The organism is Streptomyces sp. NPDC099050 (genome assembly GCF_044759865.1).
Classification (GTDB): domain Bacteria; phylum Actinomycetota; class Actinomycetes; order Streptomycetales; family Streptomycetaceae; genus Streptomyces.
Window position 1 is genome coordinate 1 of sequence record NZ_JBIWAE010000017.1, and the last position, 521, is coordinate 521.

Annotated in this window: 1 protein-coding gene; it reads left to right on the plus strand. The window is 74.7% G+C overall.

The features are described from left to right. The coding region (locus tag ACIQV3_RS26110) for a biotin/lipoyl-containing protein (RefSeq protein WP_403715760.1) at positions 1–417 on the plus strand (417 nt) is incomplete at its 5' end. Between the last annotated feature and the right edge of the window lie 104 nt (positions 418–521).

The window sequence follows — 521 nt, forward strand, 5'->3', positions numbered from 1 at the left end:
AACATCCCCGCGTTCGTCGTCCCGGTCGTCGAGGACTCCGAGGACGAGCCGGGTCGCGAGACGGTGGTCGTCGAGGTCGGCGGCAAGCGCCTGGAAGTCTCCCTCCCGTCTGCCCTGGGTATGACCCTGGCCCGTACGGCGGCCGCGGGCGGCGCGAGGCCCAAGCGCCGCGCGGCCAAGAAGTCCGGCCCGGCCGCCTCCGGCGACACCCTGGCCTCGCCCATGCAGGGCACGATCGTGAAGGTCGCGGTCGAGGAGGGTCAGCAGGTCAACGAGGGTGATCTGATCGTCGTCCTCGAGGCCATGAAGATGGAACAGCCGCTGAACGCGCACCGCTCGGGCACGATCCTGGGCCTCGCGGCGGAGGTCGGCGCGTCCCTTACTTCGGGCGCGCCCATCTGCGAGATCAAGGACTGACGTCCTCGGGTCGGGGTGGGGGGGGGGGGCCCCCCCCCCCCCCCCCCGCGGCGCCCCCCCCCGCCCCCCACCCCGGGGGGACGCGCCTACACCCCCGCCCCCCG